Annotated in this window: 23 protein-coding genes; 10 read left to right on the top strand and 13 right to left on the bottom strand. The window is 62.3% G+C overall.

The window, feature by feature from the left end; genetic code table 11:
• Positions 1–108: 108 nt before the first annotated feature.
• Positions 109–1,164: a CobW family GTP-binding protein gene (locus tag ACLQ8T_RS15895; protein ID WP_413455261.1), complete on the bottom strand. Its 1,056-nt coding sequence runs from the start codon at positions 1,162–1,164 to the stop codon at positions 109–111.
• 93 nt (positions 1,165–1,257) lie between these two features.
• Positions 1,258–1,956, bottom strand: coding sequence for a maleylpyruvate isomerase family mycothiol-dependent enzyme (locus ACLQ8T_RS15890; RefSeq protein ID WP_413455260.1), 699 nt, complete (start codon positions 1,954–1,956; stop codon positions 1,258–1,260).
• Between the two features lie 203 nt (positions 1,957–2,159).
• Here ACLQ8T_RS15890 and ACLQ8T_RS15885 point away from each other — a divergent pair, with 203 nt between their 5' ends.
• Positions 2,160–3,947 (top strand): plasmid pRiA4b ORF-3 family protein, encoded by a 1,788-nt coding sequence (locus ACLQ8T_RS15885; protein ID WP_413455259.1) that lies wholly within the window; start codon positions 2,160–2,162, stop codon positions 3,945–3,947.
• A gap of 94 nt (positions 3,948–4,041) precedes the next feature.
• Here the strand turns inward: ACLQ8T_RS15885 and ACLQ8T_RS15880 are convergent, their stop codons facing one another.
• From ACLQ8T_RS15880 to ACLQ8T_RS15850, 7 genes are all read right to left on the bottom strand, one after another.
• A complete protein-coding gene (locus ACLQ8T_RS15880; protein WP_413455258.1) occupies positions 4,042–4,248 on the bottom strand; it encodes a hypothetical protein in 207 nt (68 codons plus the stop codon).
• A gap of 43 nt (positions 4,249–4,291) precedes the next feature.
• Positions 4,292–4,753 carry a DUF3817 domain-containing protein gene (locus ACLQ8T_RS15875; protein ID WP_413455257.1) on the bottom strand — a complete coding sequence of 154 codons (462 nt, stop codon included), beginning with the start codon at positions 4,751–4,753 and terminating at the stop codon, positions 4,292–4,294.
• A 342-nt stretch (positions 4,754–5,095) separates the two neighbouring features.
• Positions 5,096–5,257 (bottom strand): hypothetical protein, encoded by a 162-nt coding sequence (locus ACLQ8T_RS15870; RefSeq protein WP_413455256.1) that lies wholly within the window; start codon positions 5,255–5,257, stop codon positions 5,096–5,098.
• Positions 5,258–5,395: 138 nt separating this feature from the next.
• Positions 5,396–6,052 (bottom strand): class I SAM-dependent methyltransferase, encoded by a 657-nt coding sequence (locus ACLQ8T_RS15865; protein WP_413455255.1) that lies wholly within the window; start codon positions 6,050–6,052, stop codon positions 5,396–5,398.
• A gap of 102 nt (positions 6,053–6,154) precedes the next feature.
• Entirely contained in the window at positions 6,155–8,053 is a 1,899-nt protein-coding gene (locus tag ACLQ8T_RS15860; RefSeq protein ID WP_413455254.1) for a cytochrome b/b6 domain-containing protein, read from the bottom strand.
• A gap of 5 nt (positions 8,054–8,058) precedes the next feature.
• A complete protein-coding gene (locus tag ACLQ8T_RS15855; protein WP_413455253.1) occupies positions 8,059–9,039 on the bottom strand; it encodes an electron transfer flavoprotein subunit alpha/FixB family protein in 981 nt (326 codons plus the stop codon).
• A gap of 14 nt (positions 9,040–9,053) precedes the next feature.
• Positions 9,054–9,830, bottom strand: coding sequence for an electron transfer flavoprotein subunit beta/FixA family protein (locus ACLQ8T_RS15850; protein WP_413455252.1), 777 nt, complete (start codon positions 9,828–9,830; stop codon positions 9,054–9,056).
• 402 nt (positions 9,831–10,232) lie between these two features.
• Here ACLQ8T_RS15850 and ACLQ8T_RS15845 point away from each other — a divergent pair, with 402 nt between their 5' ends.
• Positions 10,233–11,342 (top strand): hypothetical protein, encoded by a 1,110-nt coding sequence (locus ACLQ8T_RS15845; protein ID WP_413455251.1) that lies wholly within the window; start codon positions 10,233–10,235, stop codon positions 11,340–11,342.
• 126 nt (positions 11,343–11,468) lie between these two features.
• On the top strand, positions 11,469–11,873 hold the full coding sequence (locus ACLQ8T_RS15840; protein WP_413455250.1) for a hypothetical protein: 405 nt from the start codon (positions 11,469–11,471) through the stop codon (positions 11,871–11,873).
• 15 nt (positions 11,874–11,888) lie between these two features.
• Here ACLQ8T_RS15840 and ACLQ8T_RS15835 read toward each other — a convergent pair whose 3' ends face one another.
• Together ACLQ8T_RS15835 and ACLQ8T_RS15830 are read right to left on the bottom strand one after the other, a co-directional pair.
• Entirely contained in the window at positions 11,889–12,314 is a 426-nt protein-coding gene (locus ACLQ8T_RS15835) for a DUF1801 domain-containing protein (RefSeq protein WP_413455249.1), read from the bottom strand.
• On the bottom strand, positions 12,283–13,701 hold the full coding sequence (locus ACLQ8T_RS15830) for an MFS transporter (protein ID WP_413455248.1): 1,419 nt from the start codon (positions 13,699–13,701) through the stop codon (positions 12,283–12,285). The genes ACLQ8T_RS15835 and ACLQ8T_RS15830 overlap by 32 nt, the downstream gene beginning before the upstream one ends.
• A gap of 238 nt (positions 13,702–13,939) precedes the next feature.
• Here ACLQ8T_RS15830 and ACLQ8T_RS15825 point away from each other — a divergent pair, with 238 nt between their 5' ends.
• Positions 13,940–14,227 carry a hypothetical protein gene (locus tag ACLQ8T_RS15825; protein WP_413455247.1) on the top strand — a complete coding sequence of 96 codons (288 nt, stop codon included), beginning with the start codon at positions 13,940–13,942 and terminating at the stop codon, positions 14,225–14,227.
• Positions 14,228–14,287: 60 nt separating this feature from the next.
• Here the strand turns inward: ACLQ8T_RS15825 and ACLQ8T_RS15820 are convergent, their stop codons facing one another.
• Complete coding sequence (locus ACLQ8T_RS15820) at positions 14,288–14,788, bottom strand: hypothetical protein (protein WP_413455246.1); 501 nt, start codon at positions 14,786–14,788, stop codon at positions 14,288–14,290.
• Positions 14,789–14,994: 206 nt separating this feature from the next.
• Between ACLQ8T_RS15820 and ACLQ8T_RS15815 the strand changes: the two genes are divergently transcribed.
• The 5 genes from ACLQ8T_RS15815 (at position 14,995) to ACLQ8T_RS15795 (ending at position 19,346) form a co-directional block, all read left to right on the top strand.
• Positions 14,995–15,336, top strand: a complete 342-nt coding sequence (locus tag ACLQ8T_RS15815; RefSeq protein WP_413455245.1) for a DUF1801 domain-containing protein — start codon at positions 14,995–14,997, stop codon at positions 15,334–15,336.
• 321 nt (positions 15,337–15,657) lie between these two features.
• On the top strand, positions 15,658–15,783 hold the full coding sequence (locus tag ACLQ8T_RS15810) for a hypothetical protein (RefSeq protein WP_413455244.1): 126 nt from the start codon (positions 15,658–15,660) through the stop codon (positions 15,781–15,783).
• A 123-nt stretch (positions 15,784–15,906) separates the two neighbouring features.
• Positions 15,907–17,520 (top strand): AMP-binding protein, encoded by a 1,614-nt coding sequence (locus ACLQ8T_RS15805; protein WP_413455243.1) that lies wholly within the window; start codon positions 15,907–15,909, stop codon positions 17,518–17,520.
• A 168-nt stretch (positions 17,521–17,688) separates the two neighbouring features.
• Positions 17,689–19,128 carry a glycosyltransferase family 2 protein gene (locus tag ACLQ8T_RS15800; RefSeq protein ID WP_413455242.1) on the top strand — a complete coding sequence of 480 codons (1,440 nt, stop codon included), beginning with the start codon at positions 17,689–17,691 and terminating at the stop codon, positions 19,126–19,128.
• Entirely contained in the window at positions 19,125–19,346 is a 222-nt protein-coding gene (locus ACLQ8T_RS15795; protein WP_223308829.1) for a hypothetical protein, read from the top strand. Before ACLQ8T_RS15800 ends, ACLQ8T_RS15795 begins: the two co-directional genes overlap by 4 nt.
• Here the strand turns inward: ACLQ8T_RS15795 and ACLQ8T_RS15790 are convergent.
• Positions 19,308–20,003, bottom strand: a complete 696-nt coding sequence (locus ACLQ8T_RS15790; protein ID WP_413455241.1) for an EAL domain-containing protein — start codon at positions 20,001–20,003, stop codon at positions 19,308–19,310. The genes ACLQ8T_RS15795 and ACLQ8T_RS15790 overlap by 39 nt on opposite strands.
• Positions 20,004–20,133: 130 nt before the next feature.
• Between ACLQ8T_RS15790 and ACLQ8T_RS15785 the strand changes: the two genes are divergently transcribed.
• Positions 20,134–21,174 (top strand): GGDEF domain-containing protein, encoded by a 1,041-nt coding sequence (locus ACLQ8T_RS15785; RefSeq protein WP_413455240.1) that lies wholly within the window; start codon positions 20,134–20,136, stop codon positions 21,172–21,174.
• The last annotated feature ends 7 nt before the right edge of the window (positions 21,175–21,181 follow it).

The raw sequence follows: 21,181 nt of genomic DNA, 5'->3' as shown, positions 1-21,181 counted from the left end.
CGGCGGACTCTTAGGTGGCTCAGGCAGACGTGGAAATTTTCAAGTCGAGTGAGACCAAGGGCCGTAGATGCCCTCGATGCCAACCTGCTAATGTCAGCCCCGCACCAGCTAGAACCCTTCAGCAGAAGGCTCGTCCGCGGCATCTGCTGCATCGCTGCTCAAGATCAGCCGCCGTTCCAACCGGGTGAGATTCCTCGGGGAAGGATCTTCGCAGGCGGGCGCCAAGGCCGCCGCCAACGCTTCGCCGACCGCCGTCTCATCCAGTCCCATGCCCACTGCGACCAGCGCGTCATCGGCCGGGTCGCTGTGGGGAGTGGCATCCGCGAAATGGATCTGCCGGCCCACCATGTTGACCAAGAAGCGTTGCGTGCCTTGAGCGGTGCGCAGCTTCACGTGCCCCTTGAGCCGGTAGGCCGCGGCCGGCGGTTGCTCGAGCAGATTCAGTAAGGCACCCGGGTCTGCCGCTTCGGGGCAGCGCACCGTCACCGCGTTGGCATGCGGAGCATGCTCGTGGTCGTGGTGCGGGCGGGAGGCGGCTGCCAACGGCAGCTCGTCGATCGGGTCTTCGTCCAAGGCGATGTCGAACACCAGCTCGGGGTCTAAGGCGGCGTGCGAGGCCGGGATGATGGCCACGTGCGGGTTGACGTCCCGGATCCGTCCGCTGATCCGCTCCAACACCGCGTCGCGGTGCTCTGGAGCAATGCGATCCAGCTTGTTGACCACCACCATGCTGGTGGCGCTGAAACGTGCCGGGGCCATCGCAGCGGTATCCACGGTGTGCTCATGCTCCACCGCGTCGATCACGTCGATAATGCCGCCGAAGCGCACCCCGTGGGCCTTGCCGAAGCGCAGCAGCCGGTCCACGTTGATCGGATCCGCGGCGCCACTGGCTTCAACGATGATCGCATCCAACCGAAGTTTTGGTGCCGCAAGTTTTTCCAGTAACTCATCAAGGCCACCACTATCTGGCAGGCAGCACACGCAGCCACCGGCAATGGATTCGGCGGCATCGATCTGCCCGGTGATCAGTCCGGTATCAACATTGATCTTGCCGATGTCGTTGATGATCACGCCAACCCGGGTGCCCGGGCGGGTCAATAATCCATTGAGCAAACTGGTTTTTCCGGCGCCGAGGTATCCAGTGAGCACAATAACGGGGATCAAGACCGGTTCCTTTTCAGATCGACAAGCGGGCCGAGTCCATTCTCCTCGTTCAGCCAACCGTTGCCGCGTGCTGACACGCCTGCCAGAAGGCGGCTACCAGGCAGGCAATGCCGGAATCGGCCCGTCGGCCTCGATATGCCGTGCCTGGCCGCGGGCCAGCCATTCGATCAGGCCTTCGCGGTCCGAGCGCACCTTCAGCGCGCCGTCGCCGATGACCCATTCATCGCCCTCTTCGGTCACCAGCGTCATGCCCGGGGCGTTCTTCACGCGCATGGTCCGCACGGCGGCTTCGACGGCGTTCTCCTGGGAATCCGGATCGGCTTCCTCGATGGTCCAGGCGGTATCGAGATCGTGGTGGTGGATGACCACCTCGGCGATGCGCAGCGCCACGATGGAGGTCGCCGGAATGATCTTGCCGTGCAGGTCCACCTCTTCGACAGCCAAATCGCCACTGAGCCGTTCGCACTGCTCGGCGAAGTAGGCGGCCGCGTCCTGGAACTTCTTGACCAGTTCCTCGCGCGGCAGGGCCGCCAGCTCGTTGATCTCCGCATCGCGGGCCTCACGCGAGGCGTAGAGCTCCTGGGGTTCTCCGCTGGTGGCCCAGTCGATGAGCTTGACCAGGCTCCGGCCGTTGGAGGCCAGGTGCGCGATGACATGCGCCCGGCTCCAGCCTTCGCACAGCGAGGCGGCAGCCATTTCTTCGGTGGTCAGGGTCTCGATCGTGGCCGACATCATCGCGGTTTCGCGGCTGAGTCGTGACAGGTCCGAGTGCAGGCGGGCAGTGTTGATCATGAAGTCACCCTACCAACGCGGGCGCTGAAGCAGCACTGGTTACGACATAGATACTGAATGCGACTCGATTCATATCCGCACTGTTTGGGCACCAGCTGCTCGGGCAATTCTGATTTGGAAAAACACGCGTTCGGCATCCTTCTCCAGCAACCGGCAGCCACGTAGCCTTGGGAGTAAAGGCAAACGACCAGGAAAGCAGTCCAATGGCGAAGAAAAAGAAGAAGCAGAAGCCCAAGCAGGGGCATCCGGCACGCCTGCAAGCGGGCGTCGTCTCCATGGACCGAGTGAAGGTTGGGCGAGGCCTGGACGCGCTCACCGGGCAGTTCGTGCAGTGGGCCGCCAAATACCGGGATGATCCCGAAATGACGATGATGCTCCTTGCCACGGTGCGTGAAACCCTGGGCATCTACGCCGAAGTCGTCGGCCTGGACAAGGTGACCGATTTCGACCCGCCAAAACTGCTGGCAGTGCTCAGTTCAATGCTTGAATTCGAAGAAGCCGAAGATCCCGAAGCTGCTGCCAGCGGACTGGGAACCATGATCTTCATGGCTTGGTCGGACTACGCAGAGTTCCTGCGCGATTCAGGCCTGTGGGAGCGCGAAGACGAAAGCCTGGAGTGGTTCCTGGAGGCACTGGAAGCCCATGATCCATTCGGCGACGAAGAAGACTTCGACGACAACGATGAAATTGACGGGATCATCGCATCTGACGAAGCTTCGGCGGCTGCCCTGGCGGAGATTTCGGCCATGCCGATCAGCAAGCTGGGCCGCGCCGTCTTGCCTTGGGTCCTCGGCGAGGGCAAGAAGCTGTGGGGCAGCATGCCCGTCGGTGAATTCTTGGAAACTGCCGCAACAGCGCTCGCCGATCACGTGCCTGCGGGCGTCGATGAATCGCGCCGGCCCGTGGTGTTGGGCGTAGTGCTCACAGCGCTGGAATCAGTCAATGCCGTCAAGTTGCCCGATAAGGGAAAGCCTGAACGCGGCCTGACGTACGAAGACATCATGGAGCATGAAGACGCCGACTCTTTCGAGGTGAACTTCTACTTCATCCAAGCCTGCCTGGACTTGTTCATGGAGAAGCCTGAGGGCATGGAGGAAGCAAGCCTCCAGGCCTGGGGACTGGCCGCATTCTGGATCGTCGAGGGAATCGATGACAACCCGCATCGCGTGGATGCCCAACGCGATGAACAATGGTCTCCAGAGGTTTGGGAAGCAGCGCACGTGCACATGCATGAACTGAGCTCGCTCGGCCTTCTCGAAGAGGGCGAAGCCTACACCGTGCCGACTATTGTCCGGCTCGCGATTACCGACGTTGAGAATGACCTGCTCGATGGTGAGGATGAATTCGACGATGCCGAGTTCGACGCGATGTTCGGCCCGGACGATGACGAGCCGAAGCGCCTGAAGCGCGAGGAACCGTACACCGGCAAGGTGCTGCAGCTGAAGTTGACCCTCAAGGAGGCCAAACCGCCGATCTGGCGTCGTGTGCTCGTACCCATGGACCTGAACCTCGGCGACCTGCACGACATCATCCAGGCGAGCTTCGACTGGTACGACGGGCACCTGCACATCTTCTATGAGGGCGGTTTCGGCGGCACGTCATATGGTCCAAAAATTGACGACATGGACTACGAGAAGAATGAAGCGGAAACGCTGGTTTCTTCGTTGCTGAAGAAGGAAAAAGACCGCCTGGATTACATGTACGACTTCGGGGACGGCTGGGAAATCCGCATTGACGTCGAGAAGATCCTGGATGCCGATGGCGGCCACCTGCCACGCTGCACCGGCGGCCGGCGCATGGCCCCGATGGAAGATAGCGGCGGGGTCGGCGGCTGGGAAGCCAAGCTGGAAATTCTTGATGACCCGACGGACCCGGAGTACGAGGAAGTGAGAGATTGGCTCTCGAGCTTCGGTGGCGATGAAGAAGACGCGATCGATCCGGCGTATTTCAGCAAGGAAGACATCAACGCCCACCTGGAGCTCGAGTTCTAGGAAGTGCCACGTCACGCCAAACTGCCCGGCCCGATTCAATGCATGAATCGAGCAGGGCGGTTTGGCTGATGCGAGTGAGTGATTGTTCCCGGATCTAGCTGGCCGCGCCAGACGCGGATGGGACTTCGAAGGCGGCTAGCGGTTCGGCGCCCTCATGCGAGTGGCCCCAGTAGCTTTCTTCGGTGATCTGTTCAGCCGTGTAGTAGTTTTCGTCCAGCCTCCCGGTGCGCGGACGTAGAAGGACACCATGTGGTCGTTGGTGTGGCGGCCCAGCGATGCCCAGGTCCTCTGCATCCGCCATCAGCCTTCGCGAAGGAGGGGCGTCGTTGCATGGGAAGCCTGCGCTAGGCGCGGCCGCCTGGAGGGCCCAGGATCAGCATGACGGTGAAGATCAGTGCGACAATCACGACGGCGGTCACCGCAGTTAAAATCGGTCGGCCAACCATCCAGCGGAACAGCGTATCGATCCGCTTGTCATCGTCCGGGTGATCGCTCTTGGTGGTGCGCCATTCGCCTTCCAGTCGTCCCTGCTTTTCCAAGCGGCGTTCATAAGGGATGGTCAGGTAGGGGACCACCGAGGTAGCCGCGGCCAGCACGATGGAGCGCTTGCTCCAGCGCTGGTTGATGCCAACCAGCACGCCGGTGGCGACATAGGAAAGGAAGACGAAACCGTGCACGAATCCGGCAATGGAAACCGGCCAGTCGCCCACTTTCACGACATACTTCAGGATCATGGCGATGATCAGCAGCGTCCAGGTGACTGCCTCGGCCCGGGCAACGATGCGGAATAAAGTGCGTGGCGACATAGCTTGATTTCTGTCCCTCGGAATTGCGAATAAACCGGTTCTCCGTTCAGAACCCATCCGAGTCTAGCGGGCGCGGCTGTGCACATCATTTGAACGCGGGGCAGACCTTGAGCCCGGTCGAGGGCGGCAAATGGCCACCCCGTCCGCCGGAATCTGTGGTGAACGGGATGGCTGCGGCGGGGCCGCTCTGTTCAGGCCGCGGATAAGTCCTGCAGCTCGCCGTGGCGCTTGCCCGGGCGGGCATGAAAACACCCCTATGGCCGGACTGCACGGTTGCAGACCTGCCATAGGAGTGTCGATAAGCGTGGACGTATGTCTAACTAGCTGCCCGCGCAGGAGGCCCTAGACTTCCGGGCTAGCGTCCAGCGCGGCCCCGTGGGGAGTCGCACCGCCTTCATCGGTCCAGTCTTGGCCAACTTCGTCATTCAATGCAGGGTCGGAAATGGTATCGGGCTCTTCGGCTTCTGCCTTGTTCACCAGGGCTTCAGAGTTGTTCTCGGTCATGAATCCATCCCTTTCGTTGGTTGGATTGCCAACCTAGCAAGGATCAGCGGACTTCAAAACCTGAATGGCTCCATTTCCAGCAAGCCTTGAGCAATCCAACAGTGCGCGCCAACCGGCTTCACGGCCAGAACCTATTCCTCACGCTATGCGCTGCACGAATACGACGGAGTCTTCCAAGGTTGCAGGATTGCCGCCCGGTGCCATGATGCTGCGTTCGCGGATCTCTGCGCACAGCACCTCCCACTGCTCAGGGTCCAGCTCCAGGGCCGCCAGTTCCTCTTCCGGGCTGGGGAACGCGGGCATCGGGTGATCGGGATTGCCGGCGAAGGAAGGCATGGAGGCGTGGGACAGTGCCAGCAGATGGCCGCCCGGTGCGACCAGCGTTGCCGCCTTGCGCAGGAAGTCGGCGCGGGGGAATTCGAAAGGTGCCTGGAAGAAGCTCAAGGTCACCAGATCGAAGGTCTCCCCGGTATTCCACGCGGCCAGATCCGAGGCGATGAAGCGGGCCTGTTCCGCATCCAGGCCAAGCTTGGCGGCTTCTTCCGCGGCGCGTTTCACGGCGGTGGGCGAGATATCCACACCGGTAGCCTTCCAGCCATTGGCTGCCAGCCACAGCACGTCGCCGCCCTCGCCGCAGCCGATGTCCAACGATGTGCCGGCGTCCAGCGGGGCAACCAATTCATCGATGACCTGGTTGACCTTGCCTGACCAGATCCGCTCGGATTGGCCGTAGTGGTTTTCCCAGAAGGCGACGCCGTCGAGTTGCGTGGCGTGGTGTTCGTGGTGGTGGCTCATCCTTGGTGTTCCCCATTCGTCAGTAAGGCCGTTATTGAAGACCTTACTGACGATGGGCCCCGTACGCGATCAGTTTTGCGCCAGAGGCAAGAACTATTGTTTCTACCTTGCACTGACCTTGCCGAAGAGGCGGGCAATGGAGGCTAGGATCATTGGCCTGCAGGCCAGCCACGCACCGGCGATCACCAGCAGGGAAAGCGCGAAGAAGAGCAGCCCGGCCCAGTTATCCGCATACGCGGCGGGATCGGTGGATCCCTGGGCCGCATACATGTGGTTCAGGTTGCGCAACGCCCCGGTGGAGAACACCAAGATCACGTGCACGATGATGAACAGCACGAAGTACAGCATGGTGGGGAAGTGCAGGGCTCGGGCCACCTCAATCGGGTACTTCTTGGTCAGTGCTGGCATGTTCTTTGGCCAGAATGCGCTCATCCGGTAACCGGTGATCGCCGCTACCGGAGCTGCAATGAACACGGTGGTGAAGTAGGCCAGCTGCTGCAGCGAGTTGTAGTTCACCCAGCCGTTTTCGGTAGGCCAATCCAGAGTCAGGTATTGCAAGGCCGCGGAAATCGCGTTCGGGAAGACCTCCCACGACGTCGGGACAATGCGCATCCAGTGGCCTGTGGCGAACAGCAGCACGAGGAACACCAAGCCATTGAACAACCACAGCAGGTCAAGGCCCTGATGAAGCCAGAGGTTGATGCTCACCTTCGGGCTGCGCTTCGACGACCAATAGGCAGGCGGCTTCTTCTGATGCCTGACCAGCATGCCCGAGCGGATGATCAGGACCATCAGGAAAAAGTTGAAGAAGTGGTTCCATGCCAGCCAGCCGGGGAAGCCGATGGGTGCTGATTCCGGCAGATGGTATTCGCCCGGGTAGCGTTCCATGAAGGACTCGACCCCATCGATTCCGGCAATGCCGCGGGCAATGAGCACCACGGCAGTGGCCAGGCCCAATGCGGCGAACGCGCCGACGATTCCAGCGAGCACCCACTGCTTGGTGGTCAGCGGACCATGCTTGACCGCTTCCTTCTTGCTCTTTGCCGAGGCCTGGGGCTTCGGGGTGATTGCAGGCTTTGCGGAAAATGCCTTTTCTGCAGCCACCTTTGGCGCCGCCGGAGCCGCAGACTGCTGCATGCCCATGCGGGTACGTGCAGGGGCAGCTGGCGTTTCATCTGACGTGGCCGAGGGAGCGGCCTTCGCACTGGATGCCTGGTCAACCGGTTCAGCCGGTGCTGGTTCGGCCTTCGCCGGTGCGGCCGGTGCGGCTTGGGCGTCTTCAGCAACGGGAGCAGGCGCAACCGGGGCGGCAACAGCAACGTTTTCTGGAACGCTGGCCACAGGTTCCGCAGGTTCCGCAGGTTCCGCAGGTGCCGCAGATGCTGCCGGGGCCGCTGCGACTACGGGTACAGCCACGAATGAACTTGGCGGCCAGGCTTCTGCACCAGCGGTCCGCGGAAGTCCGCGGCGAACTGCCGGTGCATCTGCACTGGAATTCGCCGCGGCCGGTGCCGCATTCGCCGGGGGAACTGGTTCACTGGCTGCCGGCGCCGCTTCAACGGCTGAAGCCTTGGCCGGTTCGGCGACCGGCGTGGTTACCGGCTCGGAAGCCGGTTCAACCGCCGGCTCCTGCTGCGACGCAGATGCAGAAGCGTTCGCTGCAACAGGAATTCCTGCAGGAGGCCATGGCTCGCCGCCGGCAACTCGTGGCAGGCCCCGGCGCAACGATCCAGCTACCGGCACTTGACCGGCAACAGTCTGCGCGGACGCAGCGCTGGCCGCGGCAACAGCAGGTGTTTCGGCAGGCGTTGGTTCGGCGGGAGCAGGTGAGCCGACGGGCTGTTCGAGAACAGGCTTGGCAACTGGCTCAGTCTTCGTGAGCTCCGCAACGGTTGCGTCAGCGGTGGCTGCCACGGAAGCCAACAGCTCTGCCGGGGGCCAGGGCTCGCCACCGGCAACACGGGGCAAGCCCTGCCGGATGGATTGCTCAGGTGCATTCATGGCAATTACGCCTTGCGTGCTTCAAGTGCGGAAATCAACTGCGGAACGACCTTGAAGACATCGCCGACCACACCGAAGTCGGCGATCTCGAAGATCGGTGCATCGGCGTCCTTATTAATGGCAACGATGGTCTTGGCTGTCTGCATGCCCGCCTTATGCTGGATGGCTCCGGAAATGCCCAACGCAACATACAGCTGGGGAGAGACCGCAACACCGGTCTGGCCTACCTGCGCGGCATGCTCGACGTAGCCGGCATCCACCGCTGCGCGCGAAGCGCCCACGGCGGCACCCAGGGCGTCGGCCAGCTGGTGCACCAGGTCGAACTGCTCGGCACTGCCCAGGCCGCGACCGCCGGAAACCACGCGAGCCGCGGAACGCAGCTCGGGACGGGTGGATATGGTTTCCGCTGTTTCCAGTTCCTTGACCTCGATTTCCGGTTTGCCGCTTGCGGCGACCTCCAGCGCGGTGGCGCTGGTCGGCTGGGCTTGGGCGCGCTCTTCGATGCTGCCCACGCGCACGGTAATCACCGGAGCGCCGAAGGTCGGGGCACTGTGGGTCGAGTACGCGCCGCCGTAGATCGAGTGGGCTGCGATGATTCCCTGGTCATCACGCGAAACGCCGAGGGCATCCACGCTGAGCGCCAAGCGGTTGCGCACCGCGAAGCGTGCTGCCACTTCACGTGAGGTCAAGGTATGGCCCAGGATCACCGCTTGCGGCTGGACTACGGCGAAGGCCTGCTGCAGCGCGTCAGCCATAGGGGCAGTCAGCACCGGTGACTCGACAACTGCAGTGAGCACCTGTGCCGCGCCAGCCTGGCTGGCTTGCTCCGCCAGGGCCTCAAGGGAACCGGCCGGGGCGGCGACCAAAGCGACCGGGGTGCCCACGGCGGAAGCTGCACCGAGCAGCTCCGCGTGGTTCTTGGCCAGCGTTCCGGCAGCGGTGGTCTCGAGGAAAACGAGAATTGAATCGGTAGCAAAGTCAGTCATGGTTCTCTTTCCGCTCACACCAGGTTGTTCTTGACGAGGAATTCGGCCAATGCGTTGCCGGCTTCGCCGTCATCGGTCATGATGGTTCCTGCGGTGCGCGGTGGACGCTGGGCCACCGCAACCATGATGGAACGCGCGGTATCCGCAGGCAGCGCCTCGACGCCCAAGTCCGCCAGGGACAAGGACTCGACCGGCTTCTTCTTGGCTGCCATGATGCCCTTGAAATTCGGGAATCGGGCATCGGGCAATGCTTCGGTGATCGAAGCGACCGCCGGCAGCGGAGCGCTGACTTTGGCCGCGGCTCCGTCCAGCTCGCGCAAGCCGCTGATCGCGCCGTCGGCAATGTCCACCGAGGAGAGGGAGGTCGCCGCCGGAAGGTCAAGCAGCTCGGCCAGCATGACCGGGAGCATGCCTGCCGAACCGTCGGTGGACATGTTTCCGGTGAGGATCAGGTCGTAATTGCCCCGGCGCAAAGCCGCCGCAAGCACCTGCGCGGTGAGCACCAGATCGGCTCCGAGCAGCTCTTCATCGTTGATGTGCACGGCATCGGCGGCGCCCATGGCCAAGGCCTTGCGCAAGGTGGCCTGGGCCGATTCCGGACCCATGGTCAGCACGGTGATATCAGTTCCAGAATTAGCATCGGCATGCTTCAACGCGACTTCCAGGGTCCGCTCGCTGATTTCATCGAGCAACGTTTCTGAAGCGGCGCGGTCAGCCAGGCCGGTCTCCAGATCCAGCAGACGGTCCTCTCCGGTGTCCGGGACTTCCTTGATCAGAACCGCGATTTTCATCATTATCTCCTCTTGGCGCAGCAGTTTCCGCCCTAACCTCCGAGTGCCGGAAACCATCAAAGAATCCGCGATTCGCGGACCCTTACCACGGCCTTGGGCTGAAACTACTAGGAAATCCAAGTTCATTAATAGGCTCCGGTGCAGATTTCCTGCAGAACTTGAATCATTGTGTCGTAGGCTACATTCTTCTTTGCTGTTCATCTTGTCGGATCAAGTGCCAATGGTCAATGAAAGTGGACAAGAAAACAGCAAGTGAGCACGTTGAAGGACAAATGGTCTACAGATCGGCGGGGTATCCGAACGCGCTTTCGCGCAGGTGAGCCGCATCGCGCTTTTCGCCCGGTTCCGGGTGGGCACCGTAGGCTTTAACCAGAGACCCATTTCGGAATTAAAGGACGGCTCATGGCCAGCAAGAAGCGTCAAGGCAAGAAGAATTCGGGCGCAGGCAACCCTGCCAAGGCGGCAGCTCGCGGCCGCAGCGTGTTCAGAATCCAGGCTGAAGCGCAGGTCGACGCGCTTCGCGGCGACTACACGGCTTGGGTCGCGGAGCAGGTCCCTGTGTTCACTGCCGAACAGGCGTCACAGGCAGCGGGCATGCAGTCCGACCTCATCGGCCAGATCGCCGGCGAGTACGCCGACAACGCCCGCAGCTCCAACCTGTTCGACATGGACGTCGATGTCTTCGGCGAGACCCTGGCCATGCACCTTGGCAACCTGCCGGAATCATTGGCGCCAGAACCGATCTTCACCACCTGGCTGGAGTACTTCAACTTCGTCGATGACCGCAAGCTCTGGCAGGGTCCAGCGGAAAACCTCGAAGCCCTGCGCGAAATGCTGGAAGACACCCTCAACGGCTTCGCCGAAGGCGATGCGGAACTGTGCGAATTGCTGCGCGGAACCAAGCTGTTCACCCAGGTCAAGGCCTATGCAGAGGCGCTGGCCGACGGCGTGGACATGGAAGACTTCTCTGAAGCGGCGCAAGCCCCGCGCGCCAAGGTGCTGAATGCCGTTGGCCTGGATGCTGAAACCTTCGACCCCAATGGTCCGGCGCCGCTGGCTTTCAACTACATCTGGAGTGCCGGGCGCATGTCGGTCGTGGAGTCCGAAGGCTCGGTCCTGCGCACCGATCCGGACGCCTACGAATTGCTGATCGCCGGCGAGGAAGCAGGCAGCGCGCAACTGCTCTTCGAGATGGCTGTCGGCTGCGTCCAGGCGCACCTGAACCCGACCTTCGATGTGACCCTGCGCGATGAAGCCCATTACCTGGTGCTACGCAACCTGCTGGTCACCGCATCCACCGGACGCGAAGGGGACCTGGAAGGCTTGCGCCGCAACTGCGGCCCGAAGATCTACGATGAGGTGCTGCCAGAAGCTCGGACGGCCATGGATTCCTTGGCCGACTACGGCCTGATTTCCAAGGATGGCGAGCACTACAGCATCGACGAGCGCCTGGTTCCGGTCATCTCTGCCGGCATCACCGAGGTTGAGGTCTTCTTCGAAGAAGCCGAATAAAGCAGTACAGCAAGGCAGTTCAAGGCACCCGCAGCGCTATGGCCCTGCGGGTGCCGACCAAGGCAAGAAGAAATGCTCTAGTTGCAGATAGGCGGACCTGCCGTGGCCAGGACGAGCGAAAGGCCCATGAGGTGGCTCGCAGCAGTCAGCGGAATTTTCTTCGCGGTGTTGCTGATGATCGTTGATCCCTTGATCGCCGGAGCTGCCTGGTGGGCTGAGCCCGGCCTCTGGTTCCCTTTGGCCGTCCCGATGCTTCTTTGGCTTGCCATTGCCGCCGTCATGGCATGGCTGGGCGGCGCCAGCGACCGTTGGCTGCATGCGCTGTTGCTGAGCCTCGTTTCCTTGGCGGCCGGTGTGATTCCGGGCTTTTTCTGGACGCTTCTGCTCTTTGATGCCTTCCCCGAATCCGCCAGCCCGCAGCTGCCGATGACCGTCTCGCTCATCGCCGGCGCGGCAGTGATTGTGATGGGGGCAGTCGCAGGTTCCTGCGTCGCTCTCAGGCGCTTGAGCAAAGTTCGACTGGCCAGATAGCGCCACATCTGCGCGTTATTGGGCCTGGTCGTCCTGCCGCGAGGCGGCAATACCGATCAGCTTGCGCAGCACGTCCAGGTTGATATCCTCCAGCTTCTTCACGTACACGCAGCCGGCTCCTTCGGTGTACTTGCCCAGCTGCGGCAGCAGCTCGGCCCCTTCGGGCAGATCCTTCAGGCCATAGAGCGACAGCTGGGCCTTGCGCGGCGAGAAGCCAGTCTTGGGCCAGATGCCGGTGGTGCGCGCATTGGCAGGGGAGATATAGGTATAGCTTCCGTAGCCGATCATGCTCGGGCCCCACATCACCGGCTGCTCGCCGGTGGCTTCGCGGAAGATGCGGTCCAGCTCATGGCCGTCAATCCGGCGCTTGTCCGGGGTTGCCGCCGCGATGAACTCCTCAACGCTGGCGTCAGTTGGAAGGGTCTTCTGACTTGTTGGCAAGTGATGCCTCCTCGGGTGCAGCAGGCGATTCTGCCTGGAAAATTGCCGACAGCTTGCGATACTGGCTGGTGCCCATGGCCAGCAGCGCCACCACAATCATGATCAGTCCGCCGGCCAGGAAGATCAAGGCGATGCCACGCGCCTCGCCTTGCCCCACCAGCCAGCCGAACTGGGCATCGCCCTCGGGCGAACGCATGAACGGGATGACCAGGTACTGGGCTATGGGCGCGATCAGGAAGGCGGTAATCGGGGCCGCCGCAGCTTCGAGCATCTGTGCGAAGCCGAATACCCGGCCCTGACGGCGGAAGGCGACCACCTTCTGGATCACCGTTTGCTCCGAGGCTTCCACCGCGGGAATCAGCATCATGTAGAACCAGATGCCCAGCACATACAGCCAGGTCCACTCGCGGATGGTGAAGATCGCGCCGAGGAATCCCATGACGGCCACCAGCAGGAGCATGGTGCGGATCGGGTTGGCCCCCAAGCCGAACTTTGCGATGGCCAGGCCTCCGACGATGAAGCCGGTGGACGCCAGCCCGAAGGCGATGCCCCAGGCCTCGACCGGCATGATGGTCAGCCCGTAGGGGTCCATCAGCGCCATATAGGTGCCGCCGATGAAGTTGTTGAACATCGAGAAGATGATCAGGGCGAACAGTCCAGGAATGGCCATTACCGTGGTGAAGCCCAGGCGCAGGTCGCTGGTCTTGGTGCGCCCCTCCTCCTTTTCCGGCTCCTCCTCCGGGATGGAGATGCCCAGCAGGTGCAGCATCGTGATCACCACCAGCATGATGGCGATGGCCAGCGTCCACCCCATCCCCAGCAGCCCGATGGACAGCCCTGAGAACACGCTGGTGACGATGAAAGCGATGCCCTGCACCGTGCCCACCAGCCCGTTGGCATTCGCGTGGCGCTCGACCGGGATCAGCAGGGTGACGGTCGTGGACAGGGCGATGCCGCGCATCTGCTCGACGATCGCCCCGAACAGGATGACCAGGCAGAAGATCCAGAATTGCCACCCGCCGATGTCAAGGATGTCTTCGGTGGGCAGCACGAGGTAGATCAGCCCGGCCAGGCTGAAGGCCACCGCGGTGATGAGCGCGGAGAAGACGAAGACCGATTTCTTGCGGTGGTTGTCCACGATGGTCCCGAAAACCATGGAGAACAGGGAGATCAGCAGCATGAACGCGCCGCCGATGATGCCGGTGGCCATGACGTTCTCGGTTTCCAGGTACACCCAGAAGGTCAACGCGAACCACAGGTAGCTGGTGGTGAGGTTCGCAACGGCGGTATTCACCAGAATGTGCATGAATGAACGCTGGCCCTGCGGCGGAACCTCGGGGTTGCCGCTGCCGACCAGCGGATGATCCGTGGGTCCTTCATCGCGCATGGGGAGCCTGCTTTGCAAAAAGTGGGCTGGTGTTCGTATCAAAGAATACGCCGATGCATTGATAGGCAACAGGTGTTGACTCAGACGATCGAAAACATAGTAGTCAGATGACTAGCCCAAGCCTAGGCATAGCCCTAGTGTGACCGCGGGTACTTTCTGCCAAGGTTGAATCCATGCAAACCAGCTGCAGCGGTTTTCCCCTTTTGACGAGCATTGAATGGACGGAGCACGCCACGCCATGACCGAGACCCTGAACGAGGTATCCAGCCTGCTGGATAACGCCCTGGTTGACAGCCCGGAAACCGGAGAGTTCCGCGCCAATCGAAATATCTTCACCGACGAAGAGATCTTCGAGATGGAAATGAAGCACATCTGGGAAGGCAACTGGGTGTACCAGGCCCACGAATCCCAGATCCCGAACATCGGCGACTACTACACCACCAACATCGGCCGCCAGCCAATCATCATCTCGCGCAACAAGCAGGGCGAACTCAACGCCCTGATCAACGAAAGTTTATGCGAATAGTTATCCGCGTGAATACCGGTGAAAATCCCCAGTACCGGGAGTGGGGCAGTGGCTGTGGTTTTATCTGCTTGCTTGAGCCAGAGGGCGTGGCGGGCGCGTCAAGGCCGCGCGGAGGCCAAGGATTCCCATGGCTGCCAGCAATGCCAAGGCGAGGATGCTGGCGATGTACAGGGCCTCTTCCAGATTAGCAGCAGCGCCGGCGTTCCAGTCGGCAAAGGTATCGCCCACGGCGTTCATGTTGGCGAAGGAGCCGAAGAAATAGGCCGGTGCGCCGAGGGCAAGGATCAGGCTCCATGTCCCAATAGCGGCCCAAGCGGGCAGCTTGCGACCGGACGCGATGACGGAAACGAGCCAGGAGATGGCGAGGGCAATTCCGATTGCTGCGAAGACCCAACCTCCGATCGAGTCGTAATCCTGGTCCATAGCGGCCATTTCGGCGATTGTTTCATCCAGGGGGATTCCACTGGCTGCGACCACTGCCCAATTGTTCATGAGCAGTGCGCCGTAAACTGCGTAGGCCACGATGATGGCGGCACCGGTGGTGGCTAGAAGCTTGCGCATGCCGGTAGCCTACAGCGTGCAAGCGAAATACTTGGCATCACTAGCAGCTCGTGCGTCGGGTGCCGGTCTTGCATTGCAGGAGGCCGTGAAGCAGAGGCCCCGAATCGGTAAAGTGCATTATGTGCCGATCGGGAAAGCGCAGCGATCGCGCAAGCGACAACACCAAACGCTGCCATGCAGCGCTAATCGTCTGGAGGGGACTAGAAATGATCTTCACGAAGAAGGGCGACGCCGCTGTTCTGGCCAAGCTCAGCGCGGCGCCAGCACCTTATCGCGAGATTGCCGAGCGGCTGCATGCCATCATCGTGGAAAGCGCGCCGTCCCTGGAGCCGATCGTCCGCTGGGGACTTCCGTTTTATGTCCGGGACGGCAAGGATGTCTGCTATATCAAGCCTGACAAGGACTTCGTTGCCTTCGGTTTTGGCGAAGTGGTGAATCCCGCCTACGAGGAGGGTGCGCACATGCATCCGGTCGCCTGGACCATCACCTCGCTGGATGCTGCAACGGAAGACAAGATCCGCGAACTGGTGAAGAAGGCCGCGGGCTGACCCAGGGGGATCCAGCGGGCTGCGGCAGCGCCCTCGGTTGCCCTCAAGTGCACAGAAGGCCTCGGCAGGAATGGTCCTGCCGACATCGCGACGCGGGCGGCAAGATGGGTAAAGAAGAACGGGAGTACCGGTGCAGTTATCGCGGTCGGCGCCAGGTGCACGCTCAGAAGCGGTGGCAGGTCGGCCGGCAGTCAGAATCAGCTGGGCGTTGAAGTCGACGAGTTCGCCGAGATGGAGGATGGCTCCCCGGTATCGATCCGCTGGGACCGGGGATGCGCCATCAGTCTCAACGGATCCGGACGGCTCGGCGAGCAAGAGCTAGTGGAGCATCTCGATGGAGCGCTCCTGCTGGCGGAGCAAGGCATCAAGGCAATCGCCGAGGAGTTGAAGAGCTTGCCATGCTTCACCGAGCTGTCCTCCGATCTCAGGGCGCAGCTTCAATCTTGAAATCGCAGGTCGCACCGGTGCTTGGCAGCGCGGAAGGCCGCGGCTAGGGTGTGAATGTGACGCTGGGCACATCTTTCGTGCCCGCGCAGATTCCGACGAGGCGATCCATGAAGGGGTACGCAGATGAAGGCTTATGCCCAGGGCGAGAGCGAACCGCAGCTGATCGAAGAGACGATCGGAGCCAGCTTCGAACGCACGGCGGCCCGCTTCGGGCCGGCAGAAGCACTGGTCGAAGCCGCCACCGGACGGCGTTGGAGCTGGAGCGAACTGGACGCGCAGATCAGCCGCCTGGCCAAGGGCCTGCTGGCCGCCGGCCTGCAGGCAGGGGATCGGGTGGGCATCTGGGCGCCGAACTGCGCCGAATGGGTTTTCGCGCAGTACGCCACCGCGAAGATCGGCGTCATCCTGGTCAACGTCAACCCTGCCTACCGCACCCACGAGTACGCCTACGCGGTCAACCATTCGGGGGTGCGCCTGCTGCTGGCGGTCTCCGAATTCAAGACCAGCAACTACCGTGCGATGGTGGACGCGACCGGCGCCGACACCCCTGAACTTGAACGCGTTATCTACGTGGACACCGCGGACTTCGAGCAACTGCTGGCCGAAGGCGAGCGCATCAGCGACGAGGAACTGTCCCGGTGCCTGGCTGCCACCAAGCCGGAGGACCCGATCAACATCCAGTACACCTCGGGCACCACCGGATACCCGAAGGGCGCGGTGCTCAGCCACCGCAACATCCTGAACAATGGCTACCAGGTCACCGGCATGATCGACCTGGACGAGCATGACCGGCTGTGCATCCCGGTCCCGTTCTACCACTGCTTCGGCATGGTCATGGGCAACCTGGGCTGCACCAGCCGGGGCACTACGATCGTCATCCCGGCCCCGGGCTTCGACGCCGAAACCACGCTGCGGGTGGTGGCCGAGGAAAAGTGCACCGGGTTGTACGGGGTGCCCACGATGTTCATCGCGATGCAGAACCATCCCAGGTTCAAGGACCACGACCTCTCCTCGCTGCGCACCGGCATCATGGCCGGTTCCATCTGCCCCATCGAGGTGATGCGCCGCTGCGTCGATGACATGGGGATGAGCGCGGTCTCCATCGCCTACGGCATGACCGAGACTTCTCCGGTGTCCTGCCAGACCCGCGGCGACGACGATCTCGAGCGCCGCACCTCCACCATCGGCCGGGTGCACCCGCATGTGGAAATCAAGGTGGTGGATCCGGTCAGCGGCGAAACCCTGGAACGCGGGGAAACCGGCGAATACTGCACCCGCGGCTACTCGGTGATGCTCGGCTACTGGAACGACGAGGAGAAGACCCGGGCAGCCATCGACGACGAAGGCTGGATGCACACCGGGGATCTGGCGGTGATGCGCGAGGACGGCTACTGCACGATCGTCGGGCGCATCAAGGACATGGTGATCCGTGGCGGGGAGAACATCTACCCGGCGGAAATCGAGGAATTCCTCTACAAGCATCCGGACATCGAGGACGTACAGGTGATCGGGGTGCCCGATCAGAAGTACGGCGAGACGGTCTGCGCCTGCATACGCATGAAGGCAGGCCGCGAGCCTCTGGATGCAGCCGCGATCCGCGAGTATTGCGCCGGGCATCTGGCGCATTACAAGATCCCCGCGTATGTGCAGGTGCTGCAGGATTTCCCGACTACTGTCACCGGCAAGATCCGCAAGAACCAGCTGCGCGAGGATGCGGCGAAACTGCTCGAACTGTAGCCGCTTGCCGCCAGCCGGGGCATCAAGCCACAGCGATGCTTTGGGCGGAGGTGAGCTTCAGCACAAATACTGCGCGCGGGAATTTTCTGCATACTAGTTTTCCAAGTGGCTTGCGTGGGCTAACCTCGGGAGCGACAAGGAAAATCCTTACGTGAATGGGGTGCGTACGTGCAGAAGCATTTCAGCCGACTAGTGGGCATCGCTGTGATCATGATCGTGGTTCTCGCGGCCTCGCTGCTGGTGTGGGCGCTGAGCATCGCCGATCGCCCGGTGGGCATGTGGAACCCGATCGAGGTCCCCATCGGAAGGCTCTGGACAACCTTCTACAGCTCCGAACTGCCGGATTTGTCGATCCTGGTTTTCTCCGTTGCCGCCGCGGTGATCCTGGTGCTGGTGGTGGTCCTGGGCGAGCGTCTGGTCACCTGGCGCTATCGCCGGACGCCGATCGAGAAATCGAGCCGGCCGCTGGCGCCCAAGGCGGTGATGGCCCGCACCCGAGGCGTCTACGCAGGACCGGTCACCGTGACCGTGCTGATTCCGGCGCACAATGAAGAAGCTTCCCTGCCATACACCCTGAAAGCCCTGGAGGAGCAGAGCTTTGCTCCATCGCGCATCATCGTGGTCGCCGACAACTGCACCGACCGGACCGTGCAGGTCGCCGGCGAGCACGGGGTCGAGGTGTTCGAATCGGTGGAGAACAAGCACAAGAAAGGCGGGGCGCTGAACCAGGCGCTGCACTCCATCCTGCCCGGGATGGGCGATAACGACTGCGTCATGGTGATGGACGCCGACAGCCAGATCGGCGCGGACTTCCTGGCAACCGCCCGGGACCGCTTCACCTGGGACCGCGCGCTGATGGCGGTGGGCGGGCTGTTCCACGGCGAAGAAGGCCACGGGCTGATCGGCCAATTCCAGCGCAACGAATACACCCGCTACCAACGCGAAATCTCGCGGCGCGACGGCCGGGTCTTCGTGCTCACCGGCACGGCCTCGGTCTTCCGCGCCTCGGCCCTGCGCGAGGTGGCGGCTGCGCGCGGCAGCGTGCTTCCGGGAACCCCCGGCGAGGTCTATGACACGGCCGCCTTGACCGAAGACAATGAGCTGACCATCGCGCTGAAAACCCTCGGCGCGCTGACCACGTCGCCGCAGGACTGCACGGTAGTCACCGAGCTGATGCCCAACTGGAAGATGCTGTGGGCGCAGCGGCTACGCTGGCAGCGAGGCGCCTTGGAGAACCTGGGCGCGTACGGAGTCACCGCGCAGACCTCCCGGTACTGGGCGCAGCAGATCGGCATCGGCTATGGCGTGATCGCGCTGTTCAGCTATTTCGCGCTGATGATCATCATGCTGATCTCCATGGACACCTGGGTATGGTTCCCGTTCTGGATGCTGCTGGGCGCGCTTTTTGCTGTCGAACGCGTGGTCACGGTATGGCACGGCGGCTGGAAAGCCAGGATCGTCGCCGCACTGGTGATTCCCGAGCTGGTCTACGACGCCTTCCTCGATCTCGCATTCCTCAAGGGCGTCGGGGATATCGCCTTTGCCCGCAGCGCGGATTGGAAGCATGTCGACCACGCAGGTGCCGCACGGAAGGAAAACAACTCATGATGAATCTCATCGTCCAGATCCCGCGGGGAATCATTCTCCCCGAAAGCGTGCTGCTCAGCGATTGGTTCGCCGTGCTCGCCTCGTTCGTCGCGATCAACACCGTGCTCTATCTGGTCCTGGGCCTGGCCAAGCTGCTGCCGGTGATCCGGATCCGCAGCGCGCGGGGACGCGAACGCCGTTCAGAAACGCGGAATATCGATCCCGAGGCGTCCGTGTAGCTCATGCATCGCCGCGGGCAGGCCCGCCAGCTCGATGCCGGGGCTGAAATAGAAGCCTTGCGCATAGTCGAAGTCCAGCCTGCGGGCCAGCTCCAAGTGCTCGGCGGTTTCGACCCCCTCGACCAGCGTCTTGGCATTGATCTCGCGGGCGGCCGCCAGCAGGATGTCCACATGCTCGCGGGCCTCGGCCGATGCCAGGTAGTGGACGAACAGCGAACGGTCCAGCTTCACGATGTGCGGTTTCAGGCGCAGGATGCGCTCCCTGGTCGCGTAGCCGATGCCTGCATCGTCAACGAGCAGCAGGCAGCCGAGCTCATCGGCATCGACCCTGACCGCATCGCAAAGTTCCGGTGCGGACAGCTCGTGCAATTCCAGCCCCCAGTCGAGCCGGGGATCAAGTTCCGGGGCCGTGCGCGCGAAGGCTTTGATTGCAGGGCCCGAGGCATTCATGGTGAGCAGCAGCCCGTCGGGCAGCCCTTCGGCGGCGTGGACGATGCCCTCCAGGGCGCGCAGCTCCAGGGCCAGCAGATTGCCTTCGGCCCGGGCCTGGGCGAAATGCTCGTCCGGCCTGCGTCCGTCGCTGAATCGTGCCAGCGCCTCGAAGCCCAGCAGCGCGTCGGCGCGCAGGTTGATCAGGGGCTGGAATGCAAACTTCATGGTCCACCTAGGCTGGCGATGCGGATTGGCAACATGATGCTGGTTAGGCTGTTGTGTACGAAGGTGATATTACCCTGAAGCTGGCCAGGGATACGCGGTACTGATGAATTCACAAGGAAGCGGGAGCAGCATGCCCAGGACAAGGAACCGGCGGGCCAACGATGACGGAATCTGGTGGAGCCGGCTGCTGCCAGCCAGGCTCCGCAAGATCAAGCGACTGGAAGTTGCTGTCACAGGGATGGTGGCGGCCTTCCTGCTGGTGTTCTATCTGGTCAACCTGGGCAATGATTTCAGTTCTCCGCTCATCCAGACGCTTGCGGTGGCAAGGGTTGCAGGGACCTTGGCCATGGTGATCACCGTGTGGATGATGCTTGATCGTTTTCCACTGTGGATTGCCTATCTCGGGGCCCTGGCCGAGTTGTCGGCCTTTGTCGTCTTCGTGGGATTCTCGGTCAACCATGAGCAGATCGTCTTCAGGCTCCAGGAATTTCCGCTTATCGCGCTCTATATGTCCTGGCTCTTTCCGCCGCCGGTCACCCGGTGGACCATCTATCCGATCATGGCTTTCACGATTCCCTACGCGGTGTTCTTCGGCCCTGCAGTAGGCACCGAGCACCAAAGCGGGCCGTTGAACGTGCTGAGCCTGGTCTTCTTCACCGTAGTTGGCTTGTTCGTCGGCCACTACGTCAAGCGCCGGTTCCGCCAGCAAACCCAGGTTGATGCGCTGACCGGCGCCTTGAACCGCGTCGGGCTGTCAGCGCGTGGCGAGGCCGCCTTGCTCGCGTCGCGGAAGCACCGCAGGCCGCTGGTTGTGGCGCTGCTGGACATGGACGGATTCAAGGAGATCAACGACCAGGACGGCCATGACGCGGGGGACCGTGCGCTGAAGGAGCTGGTGCGGCATCTGCGCAGCTCGATCCGTGCCGGAGATCTGGTCTGCCGATTGGGCGGAGACGAATTCGTGCTGGTGTTCCCCAATACGACCCAGTGCCAGGCGCAGCTATTGATGGAGCGCATTGCGGGCTCATCCAAGCTGGCCTGGAGCTTCGGAACTGCGCAGGCCCGAGCCGACGACAACTTGAGCACCATGATCCTGCGCGCCGACCGGGACATGTACGCCTCCAAGCGCCAGCGTGCTGCCGAACGCGGCAAGCCCGCCGGGGAATGCTGAGTTCCGC

Origin of the sequence: Glutamicibacter sp. FR1 (genome assembly GCF_047300825.1) — a bacterium.
GTDB lineage: Bacteria > Actinomycetota > Actinomycetes > Actinomycetales > Micrococcaceae > Glutamicibacter > Glutamicibacter nicotianae.
This window is presented reverse-complemented; position numbering and strand designations above follow the sequence as displayed.